The 20,352-nt window shown below is 70.0% G+C and carries 17 protein-coding genes and 1 tRNA gene; 8 read left to right on the top strand and 10 right to left on the bottom strand.

All coding sequences use genetic code 11. The annotated features are described in order from the left end of the window. Positions 1-175: 175 nt before the first annotated feature. Complete coding sequence (locus GWK16_RS23340) at positions 176-997, top strand: tetratricopeptide repeat protein (RefSeq protein WP_170056382.1); 822 nt, start codon at positions 176-178, stop codon at positions 995-997. A 14-nt stretch (positions 998-1,011) separates the two neighbouring features. Here the strand turns inward: GWK16_RS23340 and fzlA are convergent, their stop codons facing one another. The 5 genes from fzlA to GWK16_RS23315 all read right to left on the bottom strand — a co-directional run bounded on the left by fzlA (position 1,012) and on the right by GWK16_RS23315 (position 9,600). Next, positions 1,012-1,680: an FtsZ-binding protein FzlA gene (gene fzlA, locus GWK16_RS23335; protein WP_170056381.1), complete on the bottom strand. Its 669-nt coding sequence runs from the start codon at positions 1,678-1,680 to the stop codon at positions 1,012-1,014. 135 nt (positions 1,681-1,815) lie between these two features. Then, entirely contained in the window at positions 1,816-2,322 is a 507-nt protein-coding gene (locus GWK16_RS23330) for a hypothetical protein (protein ID WP_170056380.1), read from the bottom strand. A gap of 125 nt (positions 2,323-2,447) precedes the next feature. Beyond that, positions 2,448-6,986 (bottom strand): glutamate synthase large subunit, encoded by a 4,539-nt coding sequence (gltB, locus tag GWK16_RS23325; protein WP_170056379.1) that lies wholly within the window; start codon positions 6,984-6,986, stop codon positions 2,448-2,450. A 5-nt stretch (positions 6,987-6,991) separates the two neighbouring features. Further along, positions 6,992-8,431 carry an NAD(P)-dependent oxidoreductase gene (locus tag GWK16_RS23320; protein WP_170056378.1) on the bottom strand — a complete coding sequence of 480 codons (1,440 nt, stop codon included), beginning with the start codon at positions 8,429-8,431 and terminating at the stop codon, positions 6,992-6,994. A gap of 218 nt (positions 8,432-8,649) precedes the next feature. Next, on the bottom strand, positions 8,650-9,600 hold the full coding sequence (locus tag GWK16_RS23315) for a complex I NDUFA9 subunit family protein (protein ID WP_170056377.1): 951 nt from the start codon (positions 9,598-9,600) through the stop codon (positions 8,650-8,652). A gap of 131 nt (positions 9,601-9,731) precedes the next feature. Between GWK16_RS23315 and GWK16_RS23310 the strand changes: the two genes are divergently transcribed. Further along, positions 9,732-9,818: transfer RNA gene (locus GWK16_RS23310), tRNA-Leu, on the top strand. 87 nt (positions 9,819-9,905) lie between these two features. Further along, positions 9,906-10,562, top strand: coding sequence for a ribonuclease D (locus GWK16_RS23305; protein WP_170056376.1), 657 nt, complete (start codon positions 9,906-9,908; stop codon positions 10,560-10,562). Positions 10,563-10,825: 263 nt separating this feature from the next. Here the strand turns inward: GWK16_RS23305 and aroC are convergent, their stop codons facing one another. The 3 genes from aroC to fabI all read right to left on the bottom strand — a co-directional run bounded on the left by aroC (position 10,826) and on the right by fabI (position 13,295). Continuing rightward, a complete protein-coding gene (aroC, locus tag GWK16_RS23300) occupies positions 10,826-11,932 on the bottom strand; it encodes a chorismate synthase (RefSeq protein WP_170056375.1) in 1,107 nt (368 codons plus the stop codon). A 71-nt stretch (positions 11,933-12,003) separates the two neighbouring features. Continuing rightward, entirely contained in the window at positions 12,004-12,399 is a 396-nt protein-coding gene (locus GWK16_RS23295; protein WP_170056374.1) for a hypothetical protein, read from the bottom strand. A gap of 53 nt (positions 12,400-12,452) precedes the next feature. After that, on the bottom strand, positions 12,453-13,295 hold the full coding sequence (fabI, locus tag GWK16_RS23290) for an enoyl-ACP reductase FabI (RefSeq protein ID WP_170056373.1): 843 nt from the start codon (positions 13,293-13,295) through the stop codon (positions 12,453-12,455). Between the two features lie 131 nt (positions 13,296-13,426). Here fabI and pdxH point away from each other — a divergent pair, with 131 nt between their 5' ends. From pdxH to GWK16_RS23275, 3 genes are read left to right on the top strand one after another with little or no spacing between them, the layout of a single operon-like run. Continuing rightward, entirely contained in the window at positions 13,427-14,020 is a 594-nt protein-coding gene (gene pdxH, locus GWK16_RS23285) for a pyridoxamine 5'-phosphate oxidase (RefSeq protein ID WP_170056372.1), read from the top strand. Beyond that, positions 14,017-15,483, top strand: coding sequence for an AAA family ATPase (locus GWK16_RS25810; RefSeq protein ID WP_170056371.1), 1,467 nt, complete (start codon positions 14,017-14,019; stop codon positions 15,481-15,483). The genes pdxH and GWK16_RS25810 overlap by 4 nt, the downstream gene beginning before the upstream one ends. Positions 15,484-15,534: 51 nt before the next feature. Then, entirely contained in the window at positions 15,535-16,413 is an 879-nt protein-coding gene (locus GWK16_RS23275) for a universal stress protein (protein WP_170056370.1), read from the top strand. 54 nt (positions 16,414-16,467) lie between these two features. Here the strand turns inward: GWK16_RS23275 and GWK16_RS23270 are convergent, their stop codons facing one another. Next, positions 16,468-17,010: an OmpA/MotB family protein gene (locus tag GWK16_RS23270; protein WP_170056369.1), complete on the bottom strand. Its 543-nt coding sequence runs from the start codon at positions 17,008-17,010 to the stop codon at positions 16,468-16,470. A 217-nt stretch (positions 17,011-17,227) separates the two neighbouring features. Between GWK16_RS23270 and GWK16_RS23265 the strand changes: the two genes are divergently transcribed. Then, entirely contained in the window at positions 17,228-17,938 is a 711-nt protein-coding gene (locus tag GWK16_RS23265) for a pirin family protein (RefSeq protein ID WP_170056368.1), read from the top strand. Between the two features lie 65 nt (positions 17,939-18,003). Further along, a complete protein-coding gene (locus GWK16_RS23260; RefSeq protein ID WP_170056367.1) occupies positions 18,004-18,828 on the top strand; it encodes an aldo/keto reductase in 825 nt (274 codons plus the stop codon). Between the two features lie 109 nt (positions 18,829-18,937). On the opposite strand, the gene GWK16_RS23255 is transcribed toward GWK16_RS23260, so the two are convergent. Next, a complete protein-coding gene (locus GWK16_RS23255; protein WP_170056366.1) occupies positions 18,938-20,350 on the bottom strand; it encodes a TRAP transporter large permease subunit in 1,413 nt (470 codons plus the stop codon). Positions 20,351-20,352 lie beyond the last annotated feature (2 nt).

The following is a 20,352-nucleotide window of genomic DNA, read 5'->3' as shown; positions in this document are numbered from 1 at the left end:
CCCGGCAAGGGAGCGGCGGACCCCGGGTCCCGTGCCGTGCCCCCCGCCTGCCAGCCCGCGTCCGCCGCTGCCCGGGCAACGGCACGGCCCGCATATCCCAGTCCAGCAACGAGAAGCATCCGGTCCCTCCCCTGCTCATCTGGCATGCACATCGCTGCACGGCTAGATTGCGCGCATGCCCCCCCTCACACGCCTCCTGCTTGCAGGTGCCGCGGCGCTGGTGCTCGTCGCCGGCGCGGGCGGCGCATGGTGGTGGCTGTCCGGCGCCGGCACGCCCGAAATCCTGCCAACCCCGCCGGAACCGCCGCGCCTGTCGGACGCGCCGGAATACGAACGCTGCCTCGACATGCTCGAGGACGACCCGGAGGGCGCGCGTCGCTTCGCCGATTCCTGGGGCATGGAAGGCGGCGGCGAATCGGCCGCGCATTGCGCGGCGCTCGCCACCCTCTCGCTCGGGGAGGCCGAACGCGCCGCCGAAGCCCTGGAACGCATCGCCGCGCGCAGCCAGGCCGGCATCGCCGCACGCGCCGCCGTCTTCGGTCAGGCCGGCGAAGCCTGGACCGCCGCCGGCAAGCCGCACCGCGCCCAGGCGGCGCTGACGCTGGCACTGGCGCTGGTGCCGGCCGATCCGGGCCTGCTGACCGCGCGCGCGGTGGCCCTGCTGGCGCTCAACCGGCCGTCCGAGGCGCTCGACGACCTCGACCACGCCGTCGCGGCCGATGGCTCGAATGCGGAATCCTGGGTGCTGCGCGCATCCGCCCTGCGGCGGCTGGACCGCATCGCGCCCGCCGCGGAAAGCGTGGCCCAGGCCCTGCGCCTCGAGCCCGAGAATGTGGAAGCGCTGCTCGAGCGCGGGGTGATCCGCCAGATCCAGGGCGATGCGAGCGGCGCACGCTCGGACTGGGAACGGGTGATCGAACTCGCGCCCGACGGCCCGACCGCCGACCTGGCCGCGCAGAACATGGCGCTGATCGAAGCGGGCCCGGCGCAGCGCTGAGGCCCGCAGGGGGATCAGAAATCGAGGTTGGCGTAGTGGTCGGGCGGCTCGAGCCCGCTGACGCGGTCCGCGAGCAACGGCCGGAAGGACGGGCGCGACTTCACCCGCGCGTACCAGTCCTTCGCCCCGTCGCTCAGCGACCAGTCGATGTCGCCGATGTAGTCGAGGGCCGAGAGATGCGCCGCCGCCGCGAGATCCGCGAGCGAGAGCATCGGGCCTGCCAGCCACGGCCGCGTCTCGGCCAGCCAGCCGAGATAGGCGAGGTGCGGCTTGAGGTTCGCGTATCCCGCGCGGATCGAGGACGCATCCGGGTTGCCGCGCCCCATGGCCCGCTTGAACTGCTTTTCATAGAGCAGATTCATGCCGACCTCGGCGTGGAACTTGCCGTCGAACCAGGCGACCAGGCGTCGCACCTCGACACGTTCGGCCAGCGTCCGGCCGAGCAGCGGCGTGTCCGGATAGGCCTCATCCAGGTATTCGCAGATCGCGTAGGAATCCGGGATGGTGAGGCCGTTGTCCTCCTGCAGCACGGGCACGGTGCAGGCGGGATTCATGGCGAGGAAGTCGTCCCGCCGTTCCCACACGCGCTCGATGCGCAGGTCGAAGGGAATGCGCTTCTCCGCCAGGGCGAGACGGACCTTGCGGGAGAAGGGCGAGAGGGGAAGGTGGAACAGCAGCCTCACGATGCGGGGCTTATGCCATCCGGACCGTCGTGAGGCCAGGGCTTGGCCCGATCTTTCGCGACCCTGCCGCCCCCGCATCGAGCCGGCGACGCACCGGCGACCGGGCCTGCGGCCGACCCTCCGGCCGCCTGGGGCTCAGATGCGCCGGGCGCAGGCCAGGAAGGCCTCGGTCACCGCGCGCGTTCCCCGCAGGTCCGCCGACCAGGGCGACACATTCTCGCCGGGGAACAGCACCTGCATCCGCAGGCCGAGGGCGAAGGCCTCGACGAAGTTCAGGAAGTTCTGGAAGGCGCCCTGGTAGGACGCCTCGATCATGTCGGCGCGGCTGGTGCCGTGGTAGTTGAGTTCCGCCCGGCGGCTGTCGATCGCGATGACGATGCGCCCCGTCGCGGCCTGGCGCACGTTCCAACTCCGGTCGCCGACCTGCACGAAGCCGTGCAGGTTGCCCTGCATCCGCTCCACCTTGATCCAGAAGAACCGGCCAAGCCGGTTGGCATCCGTCCCCATGCCGCAAAGCGGCCCGTTGTCCGTCTGCGCGACATAGGCGCGCCAGCCATTCACCGCCGCGATGTCGCGGACCTGCGCCGAGGCCGGCACGGCAAGGACGAGAACGGCCGCAAGGGCCAGGGCCAGAATACGCACGCGCTGCTCCTTTCGTCCGTCCGGGGGCGCCGGCTTCGCGGACGAATCATGACAGGCAGGACATGCGAGCGGAAGAGCGGGCACGGTCGCCCGGTGAAGCGCTTCACCGGGCGACGTGCGCGGGGTTACTCGGCGGCGACGGCGTCGGTCTTGGCCATCGGCACCGGCAGGTACTTCACGTACTCCTTCGGCACCACGTGCCAGAAGCGGCCGCGTTCGGTCGCCCATTCGTTCAGCAGGCGGGCGGCGAAGCGGCTGCCGGTCTCCGCGACATGCCGGGCGATCAGGTCGCACAGCACGCCTTCCCAATGCGGGTGGGAGACGCGGTTCCAGAGCAGCGTGTCGGGATTGACGCGCAGTTCGAAGTTGTCGTCGGCGTCGTAGACGAAGGCATGGCCGCCGGTGAAGCCGGCGCCGAAATTGTCGCCCACGGCGCCGAGGATCACGACGGTGCCGCCGGTCATGTACTCGCAGCCATTGGCGCCGCAGCCTTCGACCACCGCGGTGGCGCCCGAATTGCGCACCGCGAAGCGCTCGCCCGCCTGGCCCGCCGCGAACAGCTCGCCCGCCGTCGCGCCATAGAGGCAGGTGTTGCCGATGATCGTGTTCTCGTTCCACACCAGCGGCGAGGACGGCGCCGGGCGCACCACGATGGTCGCCCCCGACAGGCCCTTGCCGACATAGTCGTTGGCGTCGCCGAATACCTCGAGCTTGAGGCCCCGCACGCCGAAGGCGCCGAGCGACTGACCCGCCGACCCGCGCAGCCGGACGCTGAGATGGCCGGGCTGCAGGCCGCTCATCCCGAACTGGCGCGTGATGCGGGACGACACCTTGGTGCCGATCGCACGATGCGTGTTCCGGATGTTGTACTGCAGCTGCATCTTCTCGCCGTGGCGGAACAGCGCGTCGGCGTCGCGGATCATCTCCGCGTCCAGCGTCTCGGGCACCTCGTTGCGGCCTTCGAGCGTGCAGTAGGCGGCATGCGGGCCGGCATCGGCCTGCACCAGCAGCGGGTTGAGGTCGAGGTCGTCGAGATCCTCCGACCCGCGGCTGACCTGCTGCAGCAGATCGGTGCGCCCGATGATGTCCGTGAGCTTCCGGAAGCCGAGCGAGGCGAGGATCTCGCGCACCTCCTCCGCCACGAAGGAGAAGAGGTTGATCACCTTCTCCGGCGTACCGGTGAACTTCTGGCGCAGGGCCTCGTCCTGCACGCAGACGCCCACGGGGCAGGTGTTGGAGTGGCACTGGCGGACCATGATGCAGCCCATCGCCACCAGCGACGCCGTGCCGATGCCGAACTCCTCCGCACCGAGCATCGCCGCGATCACGACGTCGCGCCCGGTCTTGATGCCGCCATCGGTGCGCAGCTTCACGCGGTGGCGCAGCCGGTTCAGCAGCAGCACCTGATGGGTCTCGGACAGCCCCATCTCCCACGGCAGCCCGGCATACTTGATCGAGGATTGCGGCGAGGCGCCGGTGCCGCCCGAATGGCCCGACACCAGGATGGCATCGGCCTTCGCCTTGGCGACGCCGGCGGCGATGGTGCCGATGCCCGAGCGCGACACGAGCTTCACGCAAACCGTCGCATCCGGGTTGATCTGCTTGAGATCGTAGATGAGCTGCGCCAGGTCCTCGATCGAGTAGATGTCGTGGTGCGGCGGCGGCGAGATCAGCGTCACGCCCGGCGTCGAATGGCGCAGCTTCGCGATCAGCCCGGTCACCTTGAAGCCGGGCAGCTGCCCGCCCTCGCCGGGCTTGGCACCCTGGGCGACCTTGATCTCGATCTCGCGGCAGTTGTTCAGGTACTCCGCGGTGACGCCGAAGCGGCCCGAGGCGATCTGCTTGATGGCGGAATTGGCGTTGTCGCCGTTCGACCGCGGCTTGGCGCGGGACGGATCCTCGCCGCCCTCGCCGCTGTCGGACTTCGCGCCGATGCGGTTCATGGCGATGGACAGCGTCTCATGCGCCTCGGGCGACAGCGCGCCGAGGGAGATGCCGGGCGCGACGAGGCGCTTGCGGATCTCCGTGATGCTCTCGACTTCCTCGAGCGTGACCGGCGTGCGCCCTTCCATGCGGAAGTCGAGCAGGTCGCGCAGCGCGACGGGCGGCAGCTTCCGCACCGCGTCGGAATAACGCTTGAAGGTCTGGTAGCTGTCGGTCTCGACCGCCTTCTGCAGCGTATGGATCAGGCTGCCGTCGAAGGCGTGCACCTCGCCGCGCCGGCGCAGCTTGTACAGGCCGCCGACCGGCAGGGTGATCGCACCTTCCTGCCAGGCCTTGTCGTGCAGCGCGAGGAGGCGCCGCGCGATGCCCGACAGGCCGATGCCCGAAATGCGCGACGGCGTGCCGGGGAAGAATTCCGCCACCAGCGCGCGCGACAGGCCGATCGCCTCGAAGTTCATGCCGCCGCGGTAGGAGGACAGCACGCCGATGCCCATCTTGGACATGACCTTCAGCAGGCCCTTGTCGACCGCCTTCTTGTACTTCGCGACGGCGTCGCCGAGGCCGACATTGCCGAACAGCCCGCGGCGGTGCCGGTCGGCGATGCTCTCCTGCGCGAGGTAGGCGTTGACCGTCGTCGCGCCCGCGCCGATCAGCACGGCGAAGTAGTGCACGTCCATGCACTCGGCCGCGCGGACATTGAGCGAGGTGAAGGTGCGCAGCCCGTGCTTCACGAGATGCGTCTGCACCGCGCCGACCGCGAGGATCATCGGGATGGCCGCACGTTCCCGACCCTGCGCCTCATCGGTCAGGATGACGTGGGCGCAGCCGGACCGAACGCCTTCCTCCGCCTCGCGGCGGATGCGCTCGATGGCGCGGCGCAGGCCCGTCTCGCCGTCCTCGACCGGCCAGGTGCAGTCCACCGTGCAGACCGTCGCGCCCATGTAGGCGCGCATCGCCTCGAACTGCGCGTTCGACAGCACCGGGCTGTCCAGCATCAGCATGTCGCACTGGGTCGGGTCCTCGTCGAGGATGTTCCCGAGATTCCCGAGGCGCGTCTTCAGCGTCATCACCCGCGTCTCGCGCAGCGAGTCGATCGGCGGGTTGGTCACCTGGCTGAAGGTCTGGCGGAAATAGTGGTGCAGGCCGCGATACTGCGTGGACAGTACGGCGATCGGCGTGTCGTCGCCCATCGAGCCGACCGCCTCGTTCGCGTCCTCGGCCATGGGATGGAGGATCTGCTCGAGCTCCTCGAGCGTGTAGCCCATGGCGAGCTGGCGGCGGCGCAGTTCCTCGACCGCGAAATGGGCGCGCTCGTCGCCCTCGGCCTTCACGATCTCGTCGATGCGCGTGGTGCGCGCGGTCCACTTGCCGAAGGGCTTGCGGCCGGCGAGCAGGTCCTTCAGCGCACGGTCCTCGTAGAAGACGCCTTCCTCGAGGTCGACGCCGATGCACTGGCCCGGGCCGACGCGGCCCTTCTGGACCACGCGGTCCTCGGCGACCTTCACCATGCCGGTCTCGGAGCCGACGATCAGCAGCCCGCCATCGGTGATGGTGAAGCGCATCGGGCGCAGGCCGTTGCGGTCCAGGCCCGCGACCACCCAGCGCCCGTCGGTGGCGGCGATCGCCGCCGGGCCGTCCCAGGGTTCCATCACCGCGTTGCAATACATGAACAGCTCGCGGTGGTTCTCCGGCATGGTCGCGTTGTTGCCGGTGCTCTCGGGGATCAGCATGGCCTTGGCCATGGGCGCGTCGCGCCCGCCACGGACCAGCAGTTCGAAGACGTTGTCGAGCGTCGCGGTGTCGGAGCCGCCCGCCTGCACGATCGGCTTGAGGTCGTCCATGAAGGGATCGAGCAGCGGATGGGAGAGCCGCGTCTCGTGGCTCTTCATCCAGTTGGCGTTGCCGTGCAGCGTGTTGATCTCGCCGTTGTGCGCGAGCATGCGGAAGGGCTGCGCCAGGCGCCAGGTCGGGAAGGTGTTGGTGCTGTAGCGCTGGTGGTAGATCGCGAACCGGCTGACGAAGCGCGTGTCGAGCAGGTCCGGGTAGAACTCGGTCAGGCTCTCGGCGAGGAACATCCCCTTGTAGATGACCGAGCGCGCCGACAGCGAGCACAGGTACAGCTCGGGGATCTGCGCGGCGATCGCCTGCTTCTCGATGCGCCGGCGGATCACGTACATGTCGCGCTCGGCGGTCGCGATCTCGCGCAACTCGGGATCCCAGATCAGGATCTGCTCGATCTCGGGGCGCGTCGCGTTCGCCTTCTCGCCGATGCAGGCGACGTTGATCGGCACCTGGCGCCAGCCATAGATGTTGTAGCCGGCGTTGAGGATCTCGGTCTCGATGATCTGGCGGCAGCGTTCCTGCGCGCCCAGGTCGGTCTTGGGCAGGAAGACCATGCCGACGGCGATGCGACCCGGGCGGAGCCTGTCGCCGCCGCGCTCGACGACCTCCGCGAAGAAGTCCTGCGGGATCTCGACATGGATGCCGGCGCCGTCGCCGGTCTTGCCGTCCGCATCGACGGCGCCGCGGTGCCAGACCGCCTTCAGCGCGTCGATGCCGGCCTGCACCACCTCGCGGCTCGGCTTGCCGTTCAGGGCCGCGACCAGGCCGACGCCGCAGGCATCGTGCTCGGTCAGGTCGATATGCGCCGCGGAGGCGAGGAGGTCGCGGCCGCGCGCGTAGGATTCGACATAGGCGGAACCGGTCTCGTGCTGCGTCATGGCGGTCACTCCGCGGCCATGGCCGGGGCCGCGCCCCGTGCCTGGATGAACTGGTGGATCTGCTCGGCGACGTCGCGCCCGTCCCGGATGCCCCAGACGACGAGCGAGGCGCCGCGCACGATGTCGCCGGCGGCGAACACGCCGGGCAGCGCGGTCATCATGGTGCGGTAGTCGATCTTCAGCGTGCCCCAGCGCGTCACCGTGAGCTCGGGCTCGCCGAAGGCGGCGGGCAGGTCCTCGGGGTCGAAGCCGAGCGCCTTGATGACCAGGTCGGCGCGCAGGTTGAAATGCGCCCCGGCGATCGGTTCCACCTGCTGGCGGCCGGTCGCGTCCGGCAGGCCGAGATGCATCCGCTGCGCGCGCACGCCCTCGACCTTGCCCTCACCGAAGAAGGCCTCGGGGGCCGCGAGCCATTCGAAGCGCACGCCCTCTTCCTCGGCGTTCTTCACCTCGCGCATCGAGCCCGGCATGTTCGCCTTGTCGCGGCGATAGAGGCAAGTGACCGAGGCCGCGCCCTGGCGCACCGCGGTGCGTACGCAGTCCATCGCGGTGTCGCCGCCGCCGACCACGACGACATGCTTGCCCTCGGCGTTCAGCGCGCCGCTCTCGAAATCCGGCACGTCGTCGCCGAGGCCCTTGCGGTTCGAGGCGATCAGGTAGTCGAGCGCCGCGACGACGCCGGGCAGCCCTGCGCCGGCGTTGTCGATGTCGCGCGCCTTATAGACGCCCGTCGCGACCAGCAGCGCGTCATGCCGCTGGCGCAGTTCGCCCAGCGTGACGTCCCGGCCGATCGTGGTGTTCAGGCGGAACTGGATGCCGCCCATCACGTACTGCTTCCAGCGGCGGACGACGATGTCCTTCTCCAGCTTGAAGTTCGGGATGCCGTAGATCATCAGCCCGCCGGCGCGGTCGTGGCGGTCGTAGATCGTGACCTGGTAGCCCATCGTGCGCAGGCGTTCGGCCGCGGCCATGCCAGCGGGGCCCGCGCCGACGATGCCGACGGATTGCTGGCGCTCGCGCACCGGCATGGGCGGCTTGATCCAGCCTTTCTCCCAGGCCGTGTCGGTGATGTACTTCTCGACGGCGCCGATGGTGACGCTGTCGAAGCCCTTCTCGATGACGCAGTTGCCCTCGCAGAGCCGGTCCTGCGGGCAGACGCGGCCGCAGATCTCGGGGAAGGTGTTGGTGCCGGCGGCGACCTCGTAGGCCTCCTCGAGCCGGCCTTCCGCCGTCAGCTTCAGCCAGTCGGGGATGTTGTTGTTGAGCGGGCAGTGCACCTGGCAGAAGGGCACGCCGCATTGCGAGCAGCGCGAGGCCTGCTGGGACGCGGCATCGGCGGCGAAGGCCTGATAGACCTCGCCCCAGTCGGCGCGGCGTTCCGACGCATCGCGCTTGTCCGGCTGCCGCTGCTGCAGGCGGACGAACTGAAGCATCTTCTCGGCCATGCGAAACCCCCGCGGGACTGTGTCGACCCCGGCGGGGCGCAGGCACGAAGGATGCTGCGCTGCATCAGGGGCGGAGGGTCAGATAAGGCAACAAATTCGGCAGCGCGAGTCCTTTCTGCACCAATAGGTCAGTTTTTTTGCCCTATTTTCTGATCCACCTCCGTCCCGACCTGGGTTTCGGCATGGGGGCATCGGTATTTATGTCCGATTCGGTTATTTTATCCTGCAAGTCCTTGTTGTCGCTGGCCTCCTGGCCGGTATCGTGCCAGATAAGCAGGCGCGATCGCCTCCGCCGCCTTCGCCTCGATGCCAAGGTCCGCCAGGCCCAGCGCCCCCTCCCCCACCAGATTGTCCCGGCCGAGCAGGATCAGCTGGTCCCGCGTCAGGGGCGGCGTCGGCAGCATCTCGCCCAGCCGTGCCTGCAGCGCGACGAAACCGTGCGGCAGGTCGACCATGAAGCGGTCCCGATGCGCGTGCTCGCACACGAAACGCAGCACGTCCCGCATGCTCATCGCCCGCGGGCCGCCCAGTTCGTAGGTCCTGCCCATCGTGTCGGCGCGCGTCGCTGCGGCGAAGACGGCATCGGCGACGTCGCCGACATAGACCGGCTGGAAGCGGGTCTCGCCGGCGACCACCGGCATCACCGGCAGCATTGCGGCGAGTGCCGCGAAGCGATTGAAGAACTGGTCCTCGGGCCCGAACACCACCGAGGGCCGCAGGATCGTCGCCGCCGGGAAGGCAGCGCGCACCGCGTCCTCCCCTTCCGCCTTGCTGCGGGCATAGAGGCTCTCGCTGCCGGCATCCGCGCCGATCGCCGAGACATGCACCAGCCGCGACGCCCCCGCTGCCGCGGCAAGGCGCGCGACGCGCCCCGCGCCCTCGGCCTGGATGCGCGTGAAGTCGCCAGGCTTCTTCTCGAACAGGATGCCGACCAGGTTCACGACCACCTCGGCGCCGACGACGGCGCGGGCGGCCGAGGCCTCGTCCGTCACCGAGGCCGACACCGGCACCACCTGGCCGACATCGCCGAGCGTGCGCAGTCGCGCCGCCTTCTCCGTGTCGCGCCCTGCGACCCGCACGATGAAGCCGGCGCGCGCGAATCGCTGCACGACGTGCCGCCCGATGAATCCCGCACCACCGAAGACCGTCGCGACACGACGTCCCGCCATCGCCAGCACCCCTGATTTCCTTGTTCCGACGATATGGCACGCGTCACGCTGCATGAAAGTGCGGGCATGGCTTGACGGCCTCTCCGCCCCCGCGTAAATCGCCGCCCTCGCCGCAAGGCGCCGACCCCCTTGCCCAGGTGGCGGAATTGGTAGACGCGCAGGTTTCAGGTACCTGTGGCCGCAAGGCTGTGAAGGTTCGAGTCCTTTCCTGGGCACCACTCCCCGAGAGACAGTAGGCGCAAGCCAGCCTCCCCCGGGACCGGGGCGGGGCGGCGCGGCCCCTGTCTGAGAGGTTCGGCGCGATCGTGGGCACCACCCTTTTCACCCATGCCGGCGTGACCATCCGGTTGCACCGCAACGACCTGCCGGATGGGCTCGACCTCGGCCGCGTCGTCGCCATCGACACCGAGACGATGGGCCTCAACCCCCATCGCGACCGGCTCTGCCTGGTGCAGCTCTCCTCCGGCGACGGCACGGCGCATCTCGTGCAGCTCATCCCCGAGAGCCTCGGCGGCCAGGGCTACGGCGCGCCGAACCTCAGGCGCATGCTGGCCGATCCGGCGGTGACGAAGCTGTTCCACTTCGCGCGCTTCGACGTCGCGGTGCTGTACCGGTACCTCGGCGTCACCACGGCGCCGGTGGTCTGCACCAAGGTCGCCGCCAAGCTGGTGCGCACCTTCACCGATCGGCATGGGTTGAAGGATCTCTGCAAGGAATTGCTCGGCGTCGACCTGTCGAAGCAGCAGCAATCCTCCGACTGGGGCGCGCCGGAATTGTCGCCCGAGCAGCTCGCCTACGCCGCATCGGACGTGCTGCATCTGCATGCGCTCTGGGCGAAGCTCGAGGGACTTTTGAAGCGCGAGGGGCGCCTCGATATCGCCGAGGGCTGCTTCCGCTTCCTGCCCACGCGAGGGAAGCTCGACCTGCTGGGCTACGAGGACCCGGACATCCTGAGCCACTGATCTGGTGCGCGCGACGGCAGGGCCGTCGCGCCCCTCAGACGCCGGGCGCCGCGCATCCGCGCGGCTTGGCTTCGCGGCACTCGCCGCGGCGCCCATTCGGGCCTCGACCCTTCGGGCCGCGTTCGTTCGTGCGTGACGCTGTCACGCCCCTCAGACGCCGGGCGCCGCGCATCCGCGCGGCTTGGCTTCGCGGCACTCGCCGCGGCGCCCATTCGGGCGCTCGACCCTTCGGGTCGCGTCTTCTCTGCGCCTGTGGCGCCGCTTCAGTTGCGCGGCAGCCGCGCGATGCTCGGCGCATCCGGGTTCTGCGCCCGATGCCGCAGCAGGTGGTCCGCCAGAACGATCGCCAGCATCGCCTCGCCCACCGGCACCGCGCGGATACCGACGCAGGGGTCATGGCGGCCCTTGGTCTGCACCTCGACCTCCCGCCCCTGGCGATCCACCGCGGCGCGCGGCGTCAGGATCGAGCTCGTCGGCTTCACCGCGAAGCGCGCGACGATCGGCTGGCCGGTGCTGATGCCGCCCAGGATCCCGCCGGCGTGGTTCGACTGGTACGCCACCGTGCCGTCCGGGTTCATCCGCATCTCGTCGGCATTGGCCGACCCGGTCAGTGCCGCGGCACCGAAGCCATCGCCGATCTCGACCCCCTTCACCGCGTTGATCGACATCAGCCCCGCCGCCAGGTCGGAATCCAGCTTGCCGTAGATCGGCGCGCCAAGCCCCGGCGGGACGCCGTCGGCCACCACCTCGATCACCGCGCCAACCGAATCCCCCGCCTTGCGGAGTTCCAGCAGCCTTTCCTCCCAGCGCGCGGCGGCCGCACGGTCGGGACAGAAAAAGGCGTTCTCCTCCACCGCCGCCCAGTCCCAGGCGGCAGGATCGACCCAGTCCCCGCCGATCGACACCAGCGCGCCGCGGATGCGCACATCGGGCCCCAGCACCTTGCGCGCCACCGCGCCGGCGGCGACCCGCATCGCCGTCTCGCGTGCGCTGGACCGGCCGCCGCCGCGATAGTCGCGGATGCCGTACTTCAGTTCGTAGGTGACGTCCGCATGCCCCGGCCGGAACCGCTCGGCGATCTCCGAGTAATCCTTGGATCGCTGGTCGGTGTTCTCGATGTGCAGGGCGATGGGCGTGCCGGTGGTCAGCCCCTCGAAGACACCCGACAGGATGCGGACCTGGTCCGGTTCCTGCCGCTGCGTCACGAACTTCGACTGCCCCGGCCGACGCTTGTCGAGCCAGGGCTGGATGTCACCCTCGCTCAGCGCGATGCGCGGCGGCACGCCGTCCACCACGCAGCCGATGGCCGGCCCGTGGGATTCGCCCCAGGTGGTGACGCGGAACAGGTGGCCGAAGGAATTGTGGGACATGGGCGGTCAACAATCGGCAGGGTGAATCGGAGCGGCAACGGAAGCCTCGCGGAAGGCTCCTTCCATCGCCGTCAGCGGTCGGGGCGCGGCGCGCCGCGATAGACGCAAGTCAACATGCTGACCGGCACCCGGATTTCCTGGTTGCCGGCCCCGTCGATGCTTTCCTCGGAGGTCCGCTCGATGACCATGGACCTGGTCAGGTCGCAATACCGCGCGGCGACGGCCCCGAGCGGCTGGCCGGCATCGCTGAGGAACACCATCGCGTCCCCCGCGCGGCAGCGCAGGCGCAGGCGGGAATGCGCCTCCTCCTCGCTGACGCGCTGGCTTTCCGGGCCGGTGACGCGGATGGCGACCCAGCAGCGTCCCTCGTCGGGCAACTGCGCCCGGGCCGGCAGGACAGCACCGGCCGCCGGCAGGGCGGCCAGGACGGCAAGGCGCAGCAAGGCGCGGCAGGACGGGGGTCTCATCGCCCGTTGGGTTAGCCTGTACGGGGCCGCGGCTCAATGGCCGCGCAGGGGCCTCAGCCCTTCTCGACGGTGATGTCCGGGGCGTCCGGATTCTTCATCCCGACGATGTGGTAACCGGAATCGACGTGGTGGATCTCGCCGGTCACGCCCTGGGCAAGGTCCGACAGCAGATAGAGGCCCGAGCCGCCCACTTCCTCGATCGTCACGTTCCGGCGCAGCGGCGAATTGTACTGGTTCCACTTCAGGATGTAGCGGAAGTCGCCGATGCCGCTCGCCGCCAGGGTCTTGATCGGCCCGGCCGAGATCGCGTTCACCCGGATCCCCCGCTCGCCGAGGTCGGTCGCCATGTAGCGCACCGAGGCCTCGAGCGCCGCCTTGGCCACGCCCATGACGTTGTAGTGGGGCGTGACGCGCTCTGCGCCGAGGTAGGACAGCGTGAGAAGCGACCCGCCGCCCTCCATCAGCGCCGCCGCCCGCTGGCCGACCGCGACGAAGGAGAAGCAGGAGATGTCCATCGCCTGCAGGAAGGCCGCCCGCGGCGTGTCGAGGTAGCGCCCGCGCAGGAACTGCTTGTCGGCATAGCCGATGGCATGGACCAGGAAGTCGATCTTGCCCCACGCCTTGCCGATGGCCGCGAAGGCCTCGTCCATGCTGGCGTCGTCGGCGACGTCGCAAGGCAGCACCAGGCGCGACCCCACGCTCTCGGCCAGCGGCCGGACGCGCTTCTCCAGCGCCTCGCCTTGATAGGTGAAGGCGATCTCGCCGCCCTGGGCGGCCACGGCCTGCGCGATGCCCCAGGCGATCGACCGGTCGTTGGCCACGCCCATGATCACCCCGCGCTTGCCCTGCATCAGGTTTCCGGAGGCGATCCGGGGCTCAGGCGCAGAGTCGTTCATCACTGGCAGGACCCGTTTTTGACTGGCAGGGCTGGGGTGGTGCCATGGCGGGGTCCGCCGGGCAAGAGGTTCCGGCCCCCTTGTCGCCCCCGCCCCCCGCCCCGATACAGGCGGCACGAGGAGTACAGCGCATGGACGGCACCCCCACCACCGAGGATCCGATCGCCATCTTCGAGGCCTGGATGGCCGAGGCGGCGAAGACCGAACCGAACGACGCCAACGCCGTCTGCCTGGCCACCGCGACGCCGGACGGCGTTCCGTCGGCACGGATGGTCCTGCTCAAGGGCGTCGATGCGCGGGGCTTCGTCTTCTACACCAACCTCGAAAGCCGCAAGGGCGCCGAACTCGCGGCCAACCCCAATGCCGCCCTGTGCTTCCACTGGAAGACCCTCGCCCGGTCCGTCCGCGTCGAGGGCGCGGTCGAGCGCGTGACCGACGCGGAGGCAGACGCCTATTACGCCTCCCGCGCACGGACCTCGCGCCTCGGCGCCTGGGCGTCGAAGCAGTCGCGTCCGCTGGAATCCCGCTTCGCCCTGGAAAAGGCCGTCGCCGAGTACGGGCTGAAATATGCGGTGGGCGAGATCCCGCGCCCGCCCCACTGGTCCGGCTTCCGCGTGTTGCCGCGGCGGATCGAGCTGTGGCGCGACATGCCCTTCCGACTGCACGAACGCCGCGTCTTCCATCGCGAGGGCACAGGCTGGCGGATCGAGACGCTCTACCCGTGACCATCCCCGCGGCGCAGGCCGAGGCGGCGGAATTCCTCGCCCGCCTCTCCGGTGCCGCGCCGGTCGAGACGCACATCTCGGCCGTCTATGTCGGCCGCGACACCGCCTGGAAGATGAAGAAGGCGGTCGCGCTCGGCTTCCTCGACTTCACCCGGCTCGAGGACCGGGCGCGCTTCTGCCGGCGCGAACTGGACCTCAACCGGCCCCACGCCCCGGGCATCTATCGCGATGTGATCCCCCTCACCCGCGGCCCGGATGGTGCGTTGCAGGACGGCGGGGACGGTCCGGTGGTGGAATGGGTGCTGCGCATGGCCCCGATTCCCGCCGGGGACTTCCTCGACCGGGTCACGCCGACGCCGGGGCTGCTCGATGCGATGGCCGACGCGGTCGCGGCGATGCATGGCGCCGCCGAACGGACCCCGGTCGACGCGCCGGGCACGATGGGCGCGATCCTCGAGGGCAACGTGCCCTCGGCGCGCCGCGCGGGCCTCGATGCGCCGCGCGTCGATGCCTGGGCTGCCGCCGCGCGCGCCGAGCTCGCGCGCATCGCGCCGGGTCTCGCGGCGCGTTCGGGCGCAGGCTTCACACGCCGCTGCCATGGCGACCTCCACCTCGGGAATCTCTGCCTGTGGAACGGTCGGCCCACGCTGTTCGACGCGCTGGAATTCGACGAGACGCTGGCGCGAATCGACGTCGGCTACGACCTGGCCTTCCTGCTGATGGACCTCGACCTGCGGCATGGCCGCGCGGCGGCGAACCGGGTGCTGAACCGTTACGTCGCGCGCACCGGCGATGCCGGCATCGTCGCCGGCCTGCCCTTCTGGCTGTCGATGCGGGCCATGATCCGCGCCCATGTCGAAGCGGCGCGCGGGCGCGACTGGCACGCACTGCTTGCGGCGGCGGAACGGCATCTCGTGCCCGCGCCGACGCGCATGGTGGCGGTGGGCGGGCTCCAGGGGACCGGGAAATCCACGCTCGCCCGCGCCATCGCGCCGCTGCTCGGGCGGTGTCCCGGCGCCCTGGTGCTGCGCACGGATGAGGTCCGCAAGCGTCGCTTCGGCCTCACCCCCGAACAACGTCTCCCCTCGGAAGCCTATGCCAAGGAGGTGAGCCGCGCCGTCCATGCCGAGGTCTTTGCCATGGCGCGCGCCGCGCTCGCGGGTGGCCAGGCGGTGATCGCCGATGCCGTCTTCCTCGACCTGGCGCAGCGCGACGCCGCCGAAGCGGCTGCGCGCGACGCGGGCGTGCCCTTCGACGGCCTGTGGCTCGAGGCGCCGCTCGACGTGCTGCGCGCGCGCCTCGCGGCGCGGCGCGGCGATGCCTCCGATGCCAACGAGGCGGTCCTGCTGCGCGCCGCCGCCGTCGATCCCGGCCCCATCGCCTGGCATCGCATCCCCGCCGATGAGGCCGCCTGCACGGCCGCACTTGTAGCACTTGGCATGGAACGCCATTCCGTGTGCTAGTGTGCGTGATCGACTGACGCAGAACGCAGCGAGGAAGGGGAGCTTCTCATCATGGCCTATCGCCGGCTGCTGCTGCCGCTGACCGGGACCGCCGCTGGCGAGGCGGCCCTCGCCACTGCGCTGATCACCGCGCGCGCCTGGGGCGCGCATGTCCATTGCCTCCATGTCCGCGTCGATGCGCGCGACGTCGCGCCGCTCGCCGGCGAAGGCCTGTCGGGCGCGATGATCGAGGAGATGATGGCCGCGACCGAACGCGAAAGCGGCGAACGCGCGGAGCGCGTGCGCACGCTGTTCGAGAAGTTCACCTCCGGCCTCGGCGGCGTGACGCTCGCCGACAATCCGGACACCGCGGCCAAGTCGGGCGGCCCGACGCTGTCCTTCGAATCCATCGCGGGGCGCGAGGAGGACATCGTCGCACAGCAGTCCCGCCTCTATGACCTCGCCGTGGTGCCGCATCCGGAAGCGGGGGAGGACGTCTCGTCCTCCGACGCGCTGCACGCGATCCTGTTCGACTCGGGTCGCCCGGTGCTGATCGCCCCGCGCGTCGCCCCGCCCGATATCGGCAACCGCGTCTGCGTCGCCTGGAACGGCACCGCGGAAAGTGCCGCCGCGGTCGCCGCCGCCCTGCCCTGGCTGCACAAGGCGACCGCGGTGCGGATCCTCTGCGCCGACGAATACCAGCGCCGGGGCCCGAAGGCCGAAGGGATCCAGGCCTATCTGCGCTGGCACTCCATCGATGCCGAGATCGTCCCCTTCAAGCCGACGACGCGCGAAGTGGGCGCCGGGCTGCTCGGGGCGGTGCGGGATTTCGGGGCGGACCTGCTCTGCATGGGCGCCTATTCCCATTCGCGCCTGCGCCAGCTCATCCTCGGCGGCGTGACGCGGCACGTGCTCGAGAACGCCGAGATCCCCGTCCTGATGTGCCGCTGAGGCGCAACGCGGCAGCGGCCGGCCCCCCGGTACCGCCGCCGCGCGCCGCGCCGGTCAGTTGCCGGGACCGACCAGCGTGATCTCGATGCGCCGGTTCTGCGCCCGCCCCTGCGGTGTGTCGTTGGAGGCGATCGGGTTCGACTCGCCACGCCCGTCGGCCGAGATCAGGTTCCGCGGCGCGCCTTCGCGGATCAGCGTGTCCGCCACCGTGTCGGCGCGGCGCGAGGACAAATCGAGGTTCGAGCTGATCCCCATCCGGCGGAGCTCCGGCCCGACCGGCGTGTTGTCGGTGTAGCCCTCGACGATGACGCGGGTCTGCACCAGGCCCTGCAGGGTCGGCACCATCTTGCGCAGCTGCTGCCGCGCCGCTTCCTCGATGCGATAGCCGCCGGAGGGGAACAGGATGCGGTCCGTCATGGTCACCCGCAGCCGGCCCTGCAGCATGCGGATCTCGGCCTCGTCCGCGGTGTAGCGGCCCTGCAGCTGCTGGTAGGCGCGCTCGAGTTCCTCGTAGCGCTCCATGGACACGCAGCCGGTCAGGCCGAGCAGCCCGAGCGCCGCCGGCGCCACGGCAAGCTTTAGGAAGGTGCGACGCATCTCTTTCCTCCTCGTCGGACGGGACCGCCATTGTGGCGCGTCCGGAGGGCGGCGGCAGGAGCGAAACGCGATCCGTTTTCGGCAGGGTGCAAGCCCTTCCCCCATTCAGGGCATGAATGGGGGCGATTGCACCCCCGGCGTGGCGGGGGCGCGGGCCGAGGCCTATCTCGGATGCCGAACGGCGGGCGCGGCCCGCCCCGAAACGGAGATCACGACGATGATCGACATCCGCCCCTTCTCGAGCCTCGGCAAGGCCAATTTCGGCTGGCTGAACGCCAACCACCACTTCTCCTTCGGCCACTACATGGACCCGCAGCGCATGGCCTGGGGCCGGCTGCGCGTCTGGAACGACGACGAGATCGCGCCCGGCACCGGCTTCGACCCGCACCCGCACCGCGACATGGAGATCATCACCTATGTCCGCGAAGGGGCGATCACGCACCGCGACAACATGGGCAACGAGGGCCGCACCGAGGCCGGCGACGTGCAGATCATGTCCGCCGGCAGCGGGGTGGTGCATGCCGAATACAACCTCGAGCCCACGACCACGCGCATCTTCCAGATCTGGATCATGCCCGACCGCCGCGGCGTGAAGCCCGCCTGGGGGGCGAAGCAGTTCCCGAAGGAACAGCGCGAGGCCGGCTTCGAGGTGCTCGCCTCCGGCCGTCCGCAGGATGGCGGCAACGGCGCCCTGCCGATCAACGTCGACGGTGCGGTGCTCGCGACCACGATGAAGAAGGGGCAGAGCCTCGTGCAGGCGCTCGCCCCGGGCCGCGCGGCCTACATCGTGCCGGCCCGCGGCGCGGTGACCGTTAACGGCACCCCCGCCTCGGCGCGCGACGGCATCGCCATCCGCGACGAGACGGAATTCACCATCACGGCGACCGAGGATGCCGAGTTGGTGATGGTCGAGGTCGCGGCGGACTGACCCGCCGGGTCGCGCCGACCGGCAAGGCGGCATAGTCTTCGCGGAACGACCGCGGAGACGCCGCCATGCCGACCCTGCCCGACGGAACCCCGGTGCCGGCCCTTGGCCAAGGCACCTGGCACATGGGGGAACTCGCCTCCCAGCGCCGGATCGAGGTCGATGCCCTGCGCCTCGGCCTCGACCTGGGCATGACCCTGATCGACACCGCCGAGATGTATGGCGAGGGCGGAGCCGAGGAGGTGGTGGGCGAGGCGATCGCCGGCCGCCGGGACGGCGTCTTCCTCGTCTCCAAGGTCTATCCCCACAACGCGTCGCGCCGCGGCGCCGTCGCCGCCTGCGAGCGCAGCCTCAAGCGCCTGCGGGTCGAGACCATCGATCTCTATCTGCTGCACTGGCGCGGATCGCATCCGCTGGCCGAGACGGTCGCGGCCTTCGAGGCGCTGAAGGCCGCGGGCAAGATCCGCCACTGGGGCGTGTCCAACTGCGACGTGGACGACCTCGAGGAGCTCGGCGCCGCGCTGCCGGACTGCGCCACGGACCAAGTGCTCTACAGCCTCGAGCATCGCGGCGTGGAGTTCGACCTGCTGCCCTTCTGCGCCGGCCACCGCATGCCGGTGATGGCCTATTCCCCGGTCGGCCAGGGCGGGCGGATGCTGCGCAACGCGGCGCTGGCCGAGGTCGCGCAGCGGCACGGCGTGACGCCGGCGCAGGTCGCCATCGCCTGGACGCTGCGCCATCCGCACGTCGTCAGCATCCCCAAGGCTTCCGATCCGGCCCATGTGCGCCAGAACGCCACGGCGCGGGACATCGTGCTGACCGCGGAGGACCTCACGACGCTGGACCGGGGCTTCGCGCCGCCGACGAGGAAGCGCAGCCTCGCGATGCTGTAGCCGCCCGCCGGCGCCGCTGTCGTAGGCCCGGCGCAGGGCGGCCTATCCGTGTCGTCGCCCGGCGAGCATCCTCACCCGATCAGGCGGCCCCGCCGGATCGGGATCTGCCTTACCTAAAGACCGGCACCTCGTTCTCCTCGCTCGTATCCGGCATCGGCACCTCGATCCGCACGGTGGAGGGATCGACGCCGGTGCCCCTGTCGAGCCAGTAGGTCACGCTTTCGGGCCACAGGATCACGATCGCGACCAGCAGCAGCTGCAGCCCCACCCAGGGGATGGCGCCCCAGTAGATGTCCTTCGACAGCACTTCCTTGGGCGCGATGCCGCGCAGGTAGAACAGCGCGAAGCCGAAGGGCGGGTGCATGAAGGACGTCTGCATGTTGATGCAGAGCAGGACGCCGAACCACACCAGGTCGATGTCGAGCTTGGCCGCCACCGGCGCCAGCAACGGGATGATGATGAAGGCGATCTCGAAGAAGTCGAGGAAGAAGGCCAGGAAGAACACGAAGACGTTGACGAAGACGAGGAAGCCCGTCTGACCGCCCGGCAGGTGCGACAGCAGGTGCTCGATCCAGTGGCTGCCGTCCACGCCCTGGAATACCAGGCTGAACACGGTCGCGCCGATCAGGATGAAGATCACCATGGAGGTGATCCGCATCGTGTTCGCCATCGCCTCCCGCATCAGCTTCCACGAATACCGGCCGTTCATCACCGCGAGCGCCACGGCGCCCACCGCCCCCATGGCCCCCGCTTCCGTGGGTGTCGCAAGGCCGAGGAAGATGGTCCCGAGCACGAGGAAGATCAGCACGATCGAGGGCACCATGCCCTTCAGCACGCGCCACCAGAGCGACCATCCGCGCGGCGCCAGCGCCTCGGGCGGCAGGGGCGGCACCTTGTGCGGCGCGAAGATCGACACCCCCGCAATGAACAGCACGAAGAGCAACACCTGCAGGAAGGACGGGCCGATCGCCCCGGCATACATGTCGCCGACCGACTTCCCCAGCTGGTCGCCGAGGACGATCAGCACCAGGGAGGGCGGGATCACCTGCGTGATGGTGCCGGACGCGGCGATCACGCCCGTCGCGATGCGCATGTCATAGCCGTAGCGCATCATGATGGGCAGCGAGATCATGCCCATGGCGATGACCGAGGCCGCGACCGTGCCCGTGATGGCGCCGAGCACCGCGCCGACCAGGATGACCGCATAGGCGAGACCGCCCGGGATCTTGCCGAAGAGCTGCCCGGTGCCCTCGAGCAGGTCCTCCGCCAGGCCGCAGCGTTCGAGGATCGCGCCCATCAGCGTGAAGAACGGGATCGACAGCAGCAGGTCGTTCGACAGGATGCCGAAGACCCGCAGCGGCAGGTTGCCGAGATAGGCGGTGGTGAAGAAGCCCATCTCGATCGACAGGAAGCCGAAGAACAGCCCGACCGCGGACAGCGAGAACGCCACCGGGAAGCCCATCAGCAGGAAGACCACCAGGCCGCCGAACATCAGCGGCGGCATGATTTCCAGGCTCAGCACGA

The sequence above is a fragment of the Neoroseomonas marina genome (genome assembly GCF_012927745.1).
Classification (GTDB): domain Bacteria; phylum Pseudomonadota; class Alphaproteobacteria; order Acetobacterales; family Acetobacteraceae; genus Neoroseomonas; species Neoroseomonas marina.
This window is presented reverse-complemented; position numbering and strand designations above follow the sequence as displayed.

Coding starts and splice junctions, on each gene's coding strand:
- GWK16_RS23340 (WP_170056382.1), top strand. CDS start 176: ATGCCCCCCCTCACACGCCTCCTGCTTGCAGGTGCCGCGGCGCTGGTG.
- gltB (WP_170056379.1), bottom strand. CDS start 6,986: ATGACGCAGCACGAGACCGGTTCCGCCTATGTCGAATCCTACGCGCGC.
- GWK16_RS23320 (WP_170056378.1), bottom strand. CDS start 8,431: ATGGCCGAGAAGATGCTTCAGTTCGTCCGCCTGCAGCAGCGGCAGCCG.
- GWK16_RS23315 (WP_170056377.1), bottom strand. CDS start 9,600: ATGGCGGGACGTCGTGTCGCGACGGTCTTCGGTGGTGCGGGATTCATC.
- aroC (WP_170056375.1), bottom strand. CDS start 11,932: ATGTCCCACAATTCCTTCGGCCACCTGTTCCGCGTCACCACCTGGGGC.
- GWK16_RS23295 (WP_170056374.1), bottom strand. CDS start 12,399: ATGAGACCCCCGTCCTGCCGCGCCTTGCTGCGCCTTGCCGTCCTGGCC.
- fabI (WP_170056373.1), bottom strand. CDS start 13,295: ATGAACGACTCTGCGCCTGAGCCCCGGATCGCCTCCGGAAACCTGATG.
- pdxH (WP_170056372.1), top strand. CDS start 13,427: ATGGACGGCACCCCCACCACCGAGGATCCGATCGCCATCTTCGAGGCC.
- GWK16_RS23275 (WP_170056370.1), top strand. CDS start 15,535: ATGGCCTATCGCCGGCTGCTGCTGCCGCTGACCGGGACCGCCGCTGGC.
- GWK16_RS23270 (WP_170056369.1), bottom strand. CDS start 17,010: ATGCGTCGCACCTTCCTAAAGCTTGCCGTGGCGCCGGCGGCGCTCGGG.
- GWK16_RS23265 (WP_170056368.1), top strand. CDS start 17,228: ATGATCGACATCCGCCCCTTCTCGAGCCTCGGCAAGGCCAATTTCGGC.
- GWK16_RS23260 (WP_170056367.1), top strand. CDS start 18,004: ATGCCGACCCTGCCCGACGGAACCCCGGTGCCGGCCCTTGGCCAAGGC.